Annotated in this window: 5 protein-coding genes; 2 read left to right on the forward strand and 3 right to left on the reverse strand. The window is 60.5% G+C overall.

Translation table 11 applies throughout. The features are described 5' to 3' along the window. The 3 genes from waaC to glnE all read right to left on the reverse strand — a co-directional run. A partial coding sequence (gene waaC, locus AC1DH9_RS18390) for a lipopolysaccharide heptosyltransferase I (RefSeq protein WP_477808544.1) occupies positions 1-967 on the reverse strand: 967 nt, incomplete at its 3' end. Between the two features lies 1 nt (position 968). Then, positions 969-2003 carry a lipopolysaccharide heptosyltransferase II gene (gene waaF, locus AC1DH9_RS18395; protein ID WP_427544080.1) on the reverse strand — a complete coding sequence of 345 codons (1035 nt, stop codon included), beginning with the start codon at positions 2001-2003 and terminating at the stop codon, positions 969-971. Positions 2004-2179: 176 nt separating this feature from the next. Further along, on the reverse strand, positions 2180-5119 hold the full coding sequence (gene glnE / locus AC1DH9_RS18400; RefSeq protein WP_427544083.1) for a bifunctional [glutamate--ammonia ligase]-adenylyl-L-tyrosine phosphorylase/[glutamate--ammonia-ligase] adenylyltransferase: 2940 nt from the start codon (positions 5117-5119) through the stop codon (positions 2180-2182). Between the two features lie 382 nt (positions 5120-5501). Between glnE and aceE the strand changes: the two genes are divergently transcribed. Together aceE and AC1DH9_RS18410 are read left to right on the forward strand one after the other, a co-directional pair. Next, a complete protein-coding gene (gene aceE, locus AC1DH9_RS18405) occupies positions 5502-8147 on the forward strand; it encodes a pyruvate dehydrogenase (acetyl-transferring), homodimeric type (RefSeq protein WP_477806069.1) in 2646 nt (881 codons plus the stop codon). 11 nt (positions 8148-8158) lie between these two features. Beyond that, positions 8159-8672 (forward strand): biotin/lipoyl-containing protein (locus AC1DH9_RS18410; protein ID WP_477808545.1); only part of this gene is annotated, 514 nt, incomplete at its 3' end.

Genomic DNA, 8672 nt, shown 5'->3' on the forward strand with positions numbered 1-8672 from the left:
AATCGAATCGACGCTGATCTTCAGCAGTCGGTTGGTAAGAACATTTCTTTTGCATGCATGGCGCACACGGGAAGTCGCTCGCCAGGTGCACCTGGCTTTTGCCATAGGCGCCGGTCAGGCCCGGATTGGTCGGGCCGAACAACGATATCGTCGGCACATCCAGCGCAGCGGCCAGATGACCGAGGCCTGTGTCGACTGCCACGCAGGCTTGCGCACCGGCCAGCACTTTGGCGACGCCGGCCAGGTTCAATTTGGGCAGCACTTCGGCATTGCGCAGCCCCTTGGCGATGCGCTCGGCCCGGGCCTTTTCGGCCGGGTTGCCCCACGGAAGCTTCACCGCCATGCCGAGGTGGCCCATGCGTTCGGCCAACTCGCGCCAGTAAGCTTCCGGCCAATGTTTGGTGTCCCACGTAGTGCCATGCAGGAACAGTACGTAAGGATTCTTGCGCGGCAGCTCGACCAACCGCTCGACGTTCAGGCCATAGTCGCCCAACCCTTGTGGCAGGTCGTAGCCCAGCGCCACGGCGAATAACTGACGCAGTCGTTCCACGGCGTGTTGCCCTCGGGCTACCGCCAGACGTCGGGAATAAAACCGCGCGGCGATGGGCTCACGGGCCGAGTTCTTGTCCAGCCCGGCTACCGGCGCGCGGACGTAACGGGTCAGCCAGGCGCTTTTGAGCAGGCCCTGGGCATCGATCACCAGATCGTATTTGGTGGCACGAACGCTTTGCTTGAAGCGTTTCCACTCGCCGCTTTTGATGGTCTGCCAGACGTTCTTGCGCCAGCGGCGGATCGCCACCGGAATCACCTTGCCGACAGCCGGGTGCCAGGTCGGGATCTCGGCGAAGCCTTCTTCCACCACCCAGTCGAACTTGATGCCCGGGATCGCCCGCGCCGCGTCGGTCAACGCCGGCAACGCATGAATCACATCGCCCAGCGAGGAAGTCTTGATCAACAGTACCCGCAACTTAACGGACCTCGACCGGAGCGCCTTGCAGGCGATCTAGGGCGTCGTTCACCGGTTGCGGCGTGAGCTGGCGCAAGCAGTTGTAATGACCGAAACGGCAGGTGCGATCGAAGCAAGGGCTGCACTCGATGCCCAGACGAACGATCTCGACCTTCTCGGCCAGCGGCGGCGTGAAGCCCGGCGACGTCGAACCGTAGACGGCCACCAGCGGACGGTTCAGCGCTGCCGCGACGTGCATCAGGCCGGAGTCGTTGGACACCACCGAATCGGCGCAGGACAGCAAGTCGATGGCCTCGGCCAGCGAAGTAGCGCCGCTGAGGTTCACCGACTCTTCACGCAGGCCCGGGATCAGTCGCGAGCGAATGTCTTCGCCGACCGCGTGATCGTTCTTCGAACCGAACAGCCAGACTTGCCAACCTTCGCGGATTTTCGCCTCGGCGACCTTGGCGTAGTGCTCCGACGGCCAGCGCTTGGACTCGCCGAACTCGGCACCCGGGCACAGCGCCAGCACCGGACGATCAAGGGCCAGATCGAACTTGGCCAGCGCAGCGTCGCGGCTGCTCGGGTCGATTTGCAGGCTCGGGCGCGGATACGGCTTGGGCAACTCGGCGCCCGACTCATAGGCGAGCGCCATGAAGCGCTCGATCATCAGCGGGTAACGCTCTTTATCAAGGGTGCGCACGTCGTTGAGCAAGCCGTAACGGAACTCGCCACGCCAACCGGTACGTTTCGGGATGCCGGCAAAGAACGGTACCAGTGCCGACTTGAGCGAATTGGGCAGCAGAATCGCCTGATCGTACTGGCCGGCCAGGGACTTGCCGATCCGCCGCCGCGTTGCCAGCTCCAGCACGCCGTGGCCGAGCGGAAAGCTCAAGGCCTGACGCACTTCGGGCATCCGCTCAAGGATCGGCCGACTCCACTCGGGTGCCAGCACGTCGATTTCGCACTGAGGATGACGCTGTTTCAGACACTGAAAGAGTGTCTGCGCCATCACCATGTCACCGACCCAACTGGGCCCAACGATCAGAATTTTCATGTGTTTTCCAAAAACAAACCGGGGAGGCATACGCCTCCCCGCCTCGAGAATCCTACAAAACGCTGTCGATCCACTGTGGGAGCGAGCAGGACAGTCACCATAAATGTTGGATGTGACGGCCTCATCGCGAGCAGGCTCGCTCCCACATTGGGTATTGAGTGTTTCAAATATCCTGTTCAGCTTAACCCCAGCTCGCGCCAGATCCGCAACACTTCCCGTCGCTCGGCCACAAACTGGTCCCCCGGAATCACCCCGGCCTCATTCTGCAGGGCCTGGCGGTGAGCCGCCGCGCGGTAGGTTTTATAGGCCTCACGCAACAGGCTGGCGTCTTCGGCGGGCATCAACCCGACCTCCTCCAGACCTTCCAGAATGCGGATGTTATCCGTATAGCGGAGCAGCGAAGGGTGCGTGTCAGACCACGCCAAGGCGGCGTATTGCACCATAAATTCAATATCGACGATACCACCGGCGTCCTGCTTGAGGTCGAACGGAGCAGTGGCTTCAAAGGCGTTTGGCGCAGTCCCGGCAGCGGTGCCCTTGCTCCCCAGGTTGTCGCGCATCTTGGCGCGCATCTCACTGACTTCCTGACGCAGCTTGGGCAAATCGCGTGCACGGCCCAGGACTTTCGCCCGGACTTTCTCGAAGGCCTGGCCGACATCCTGACTGCCGACCAGCACCCGCGCCCGCACCAACGCCTGATGCTCCCAGGTCCAGGCTTCGTTTTCCTGATAACGCTCGAACGCCCCCAACGAACTGACCAACAACCCCGACGCACCGGAAGGGCGCAGGCGCATATCGACTTCGTACAGCTGGCCGGAGTTGGTCTGGGTGGTCAGCAAATGGATGATCCGCTGGCCCAGTCGGGTGAAGAACTGCGCGCCGTCGATCGGTTTCGGGCCGTCGGTTTCTGCCTGCGGATCACCATCATGGATGAACACCAGGTCGAGGTCCGAACCATGCCCCAACTCCAGGCCGCCGACCTTRCCATAACCGACAATGACGAAACCCGGGTCGCACAAGGTTCCGTCGGAACGCTGCGGTGAGCCGTACTTGGCGACCGTCTGGCGCCAGGCCAGGGCCAGCACTTGCTCCAGAATGGCTTCGGCGAGCCAGGTCAGGTAGTCGCTGACTTTCATCAGCGGCAGGCTGCCGGCAATTTCCGAGGCCGCCACCCGCAGGCGGTGCGCCAGCTTAAAGTGCCGCAAGGCTTCCATCTGTTGTTCAAGATCATCCTCGGGAATCCGCGTCAGCCGCTCGCGTAATTCAGCGGCCAACTCCGGTGCCAACGGTGGCTTGAATAGTCGCCCTTCGTTGAGCAATTCGTCGAGCAGCAGCGGGAAGCGAGTGATCTGCTCGGAAATCCATGGGCTGGCCGCACACAAGGTCAACAGGCGTCGCAGTGCGCCGGGATTTTCGGTGAGCAACACCAGATAAGCCGAGCGCCGCGCCACCGCTTCAACCAACGGCAACACGCGCTCCAGCACCAGGTCCGGGCTGGCATGTTCCACCGCTTGCGCCAGCAAACGAGGAATAAAGGCATCGAGTCGTTCGCGCCCCAGACGTTGCATCGCCCGCAATTGCGGACTGCTGCGCAGGCTGGCAAGCATTTTCAGGGCCTTGGGCGCATCGACAAAACCGCCCTCTTCCAACTGACGGCAAGCAGCCTCTTCATCCTGGGCTTCCTCCCAGAGCGGCAACCATTCACCGCCGACCACCACTTCGCTCTCCTCGCCGTCCTCTTCATCCGGGTCAGCGATCACTTGACGGAAGTGCCAGTCGACCCGGCCGCGCCAATACATCAGTTGCTCATGGAACGCCGTCCAATTGGCGAAACCCATCATAAAAGCAATGCGCGCCTGATCCTGCTCGCCATGCGGGAGCATTTGCGTCTGACGGTCGGCAATCGCCTGGATCGCGTGCTCGGTGTAGCGCAGGAATTCGTAACCTTCGCGCAGCTCGCTGATCACCGCTGGCGGCAGGTAACCCTGCCCTTCCAGCGTGCTGAGTACTTTTAATAGTGGACGCTGCTGCAAACTCAGGTCGCGCCCCCCGTGAATCAGCTGGAAGGCCTGCGCGATAAATTCAACTTCGCGAATGCCGCCGGAGCCCAGCTTGATGTTGTCGGCCATGCCTTTGCGCCGGACTTCCTGCTGAATCAGCTGCTTCATGGTGCGCAGTGCTTCGATGGCCGAGAAATCCAGGTAACGCCGGTAAACGAACGGCCGCAGCATGTCGAGCAATTGCGCCCCCGCCGCCTGATCACCGGCCACCACCCGCGCCTTGATCATCGCGTAACGCTCCCAGTCGCGACCCTGGTCCTGGTAGTACTGCTCCAATGCGTTGAAGCTGAGCACCAGCGCGCCGGATGAACCGTACGGCCGCAAGCGCATGTCGACGCGGAATACAAAACCGTCGACGGTCATCGGGTCCAGCGCCTTGATCAACCGCTGGCCCAGGCGAATGAAGAATTCCTGGTTATCCAATGGACGCTTTACGCCGACCGTCTCGCCGCCTTCGGGGTAAGCGAAGATCAAATCGATGTCCGACGACAGGTTGAGCTCCACTGCACCAAGCTTGCCCATCCCGAGGATGACCATTTGCTGCGGCTCGCCACTGCGCCGCCCGGTGGGCGTACCAAATTGCTGGCAATGGCGCTGATACAACCATTGATAAGCCTGATCGATGCTCGCATCGGCCATGTCCGAGAGGTCACGGCAGGTCTGGATCAGATCCGCCTGGCGGGTCAGGTCGCGCCAGATGATCCGCACTTGCTGACGGTTACGCTGACGGCGCAATACGCGACCCAACTCATCGTCGGTGGTGGCCACCTGCACAGCGGCGGCGATCTGAGCGCACATTTCACCGGCGGTGAAACTTCGGTCGAGTTCGCCGGACTGCACAAGCTCAAGCAACATCAAAGGGTCACGCAGGCTCTGCTCAATGACAAAATCACTGGCCGCTGTCACTCGGGCAAACGCTGCCCAGCGCTCTGGCGACCAGGTCGACAGGCCATGATCATCGTCAAACAGGGCAACAGCGGCACGGAACGACTGCTCGGCGCGGCTGGCAAGCGGAAGAAGAATGGCCGGCAGTTCGGTAAGCGAAGGAAGGCTCATGGTCTATCCTTGATCGGCGTAGAAAGGGCTGTCTGTAGTGAATACATGAAATGCACTACGCAAAGGACTGTCGAACAAAAGTTAGAAATAGCTGAAATTTCGTTTTTTTTGGCAGCCAGCATCAAACTTTCACCTATCTCGGTTAGCTAAAGACCAACAGTAACGATTATTCTTACAACGAAGCAGGAGGCCACACGCCCATCCTCTGTAGTTTTACTACTCGTCTATACATTCGAAAGGCTGAAATGGCCGAGGATTTGTAGTAAAACTACACGCCGCCGAATCAACCTCCGGCATTCCAAGAATTTATAACGTCTGCCCACAAGGCCAGTCGCTAACTCAGGCAACCGATTCTGGAAGCCTTTCCGCCCTGGAGCAAGCCATGCAAGACCTCGATCCCGTCGAAACCCAGGAATGGCTGGACGCCCTGGAATCGGTTCTCGACAAAGAAGGCGAAGACCGTGCTCACTATCTGATGACCCGTATGGGCGAACTCGCAACCCGCAGCGGTTCGCAATTGCCTTACGCCATCACCACGCCATACCGCAACACCATTCCCGTTACCCACGAAGCACGCATGCCTGGCGACCTGTTCATGGAACGCCGCATTCGCTCGCTGGTACGCTGGAACGCGATGGCCATGGTGATGCGTACGAACCTGAAAGATTCTGACCTGGGCGGTCACATCTCCAGCTTCGCTTCCAGCGCAACCCTGTACGACATTGGCTTCAACTATTTCTTCCAGGCCCCGACCGACGAACACGGCGGCGACCTGATCTACTTCCAGGGCCACACCTCGCCAGGCGTTTACGCCCGTGCATTCATGGAAGGCCGCATCACCGAAGACCAGATGAACAACTTCCGCCAGGAAGTCGATGGTCAGGGCCTGTCGTCCTACCCTCACCCATGGCTGATGCCTGACTTCTGGCAGTTCCCGACCGTATCCATGGGTCTGGGCCCGATCCAGGCGATCTACCAGGCACGCTTCATGAAGTACCTGGAACACCGTGGCTTCATCCAGCCAGGCAAACAGAAAGTCTGGTGCTTCCTGGGCGACGGCGAGTGCGACGAGCCGGAATCCCTGGGCGCGATCTCCCTGGCCGGCCGCGAGAAGCTGGACAACCTGATCTTCGTCATCAACTGCAACCTGCAGCGCCTCGACGGCCCGGTTCGCGGCAATGGCAAGATCATCCAGGAACTCGAAGGCGTGTTCCGCGGTGCCCAGTGGAACGTGACCAAAGTCATCTGGGGCCGCTTCTGGGACCCACTGCTGGCCAAGGACGTCGACGGCATTCTGCAACGCCGCATGGACGAAGTTATCGACGGCGAGTACCAGAACTACAAAGCCAAAGACGGCGCGTTCGTGCGTGAACACTTCTTCAACACGCCAGAACTCAAGGCGATGGTTGCCGATCTGTCCGACGACGAGATCTGGAAGCTCAACCGTGGCGGCCACGACCCGTACAAGGTCTACGCGGCGTACCACGAAGCGGTCAACCACAAAGAACAACCGACCGTCATCCTGGCCAAGACCATCAAGGGTTATGGCACCGGTGCCGGCGAAGCGAAAAACACTGCGCACAACACCAAGAAAGTCGATGTCGAGAGCCTGAAGTTGTTCCGCGACCGCTTCGACATTCCGGTCAAGGACGCAGAGCTGGAAAACCTGCCGTTCTTCAAACCGGAAGAAGGCAGCGCCGAAGCCCGCTACCTGAGCGAGCGCCGTACCGCACTGGGCGGTTTCGTGCCTCAGCGTCGCGCCAAGAGCTTCAACATCCCGACGCCTCCACTGGACACCCTCAAGGCGATCCTGGACAGCTCGGGCGACCGTGAAATTTCCACCACCATGGCCTTCGTGCGGATCCTCGCGCAACTGGTCAAGGACAAGGAAATCGGTCCACGCATCGTACCGATCATCCCGGACGAAGCCCGCACCTTCGGTATGGAAGGCATGTTCCGTCAGCTGGGCATCTACTCCTCCGTCGGCCAGCTCTACGAGCCAGTCGATAAAGACCAGGTGATGTTCTACAAGGAAGACCAGAAGGGCCAAATCCTCGAAGAAGGCATCAACGAAGCGGGCGCCATGAGCTCCTTCATCGCCGCCGGTACTTCGTACTCCAGCCACAACCAGCCGATGCTGCCGTTCTACATCTTCTACTCGATGTTCGGCTTCCAGCGTATCGGCGACCTGGCCTGGGCCGCTGGCGACAGCCGTACCCGTGGCTTCCTGATCGGCGGCACCGCCGGCCGGACCACGCTGAACGGCGAAGGCCTGCAACACGAAGACGGTCACAGCCACATCCTGGCTGCCACCATCCCGAACTGCCGCACCTATGATCCAACCTACGGCTACGAGCTGGCGGTGATCATCCAGGACGGTATGAAGAAGATGACCGAAGAGCAGCAGGACGTTTTCTACTACATCACCGTGATGAACGAGTCCTACCAGCAGCCAGCCATGCCGGCCGGCGTGGAAGAGGGCATCATCAAGGGCATGTACCTGCTTGAAGAAGACACCCGCGAAGCGGCGCACCACGTTCAGCTGATGGGCTCCGGCACCATCCTGCGTGAAGTCCGTGAAGCGGCGAAGATTCTGCGTGAAGAGTTCAACGTCGGCGCTGACGTGTGGAGCGTTACCAGCTTCAACGAACTGCGTCGCGATGGCCTGGCCGTAGAGCGCACCAACCGTCTGCACCCTGGCCAGAAGCCTAAGCGCAGCTACGTTGAAGACTGCCTGATCGGCCGTAAAGGCCCGGTCATTGCATCGACCGATTACATGAAGCTGTTCGCCGAGCAGATCCGTCAGTGGGTTCCGTCCAAGGAATTCAAAGTGCTGGGCACCGACGGTTTCGGCCGCAGCGACAGCCGCAAAAAACTGCGTCATTTCTTCGAAGTCGACCGTCATTTCGTGGTGTTGGCAGCCCTTGAAGCACTGGCTGACCGTGGCGACATCGAACCTAAGGTGGTGGCTGAAGCCATCGTCAAGTTCGGTATCGACCCGGCAAAACGCAACCCACTGGACTGCTGAGGAGAGACTCTGTGAGCGAACTCATTCGCGTACCTGACATCGGCAGCGGTGAAGGTGAAGTAATTGAACTGTTTGTGAAGGTCGGCGACCGTATCGAAGCCGATCAGAGCATCCTGACGCTGGAATCGGACAAGGCGAGCATGGAAGTGCCTGCGCCCAAGGCCGGCATCATCAAAAGCCTGAAAGTGAAGCTGGGCGATCGCCTGAAAGAAGGCGACGAACTGCTGGAACTGGAAGTCGAAGGTGCCGCTGCGGCGGCCGCTGCGCCTGCTGCCAAAGCTGAAGCCAAACCGGCTGCCGCACCTGCGCCGGCGGCGCCTGCTGCCGCACCGGCTGCTGCCAGCATTCAGCAAGTGCACGTGCCGGACATCGGTTCGGCGGGCAAGGCCCAGATCATCGAGATCCAGGTCAAGGTCGGCGACACCGTCGAGGCTGATCAGTCGCTGATCACCCTGGAATCCGACAAGGCCAGCATGGAAATCCCTTCGCCCGCCGCTGGCGTGGTCAAGGCCATCAGCGTCAAGC

The organism is Pseudomonas sp. 05T35 (genome assembly GCF_056396605.1).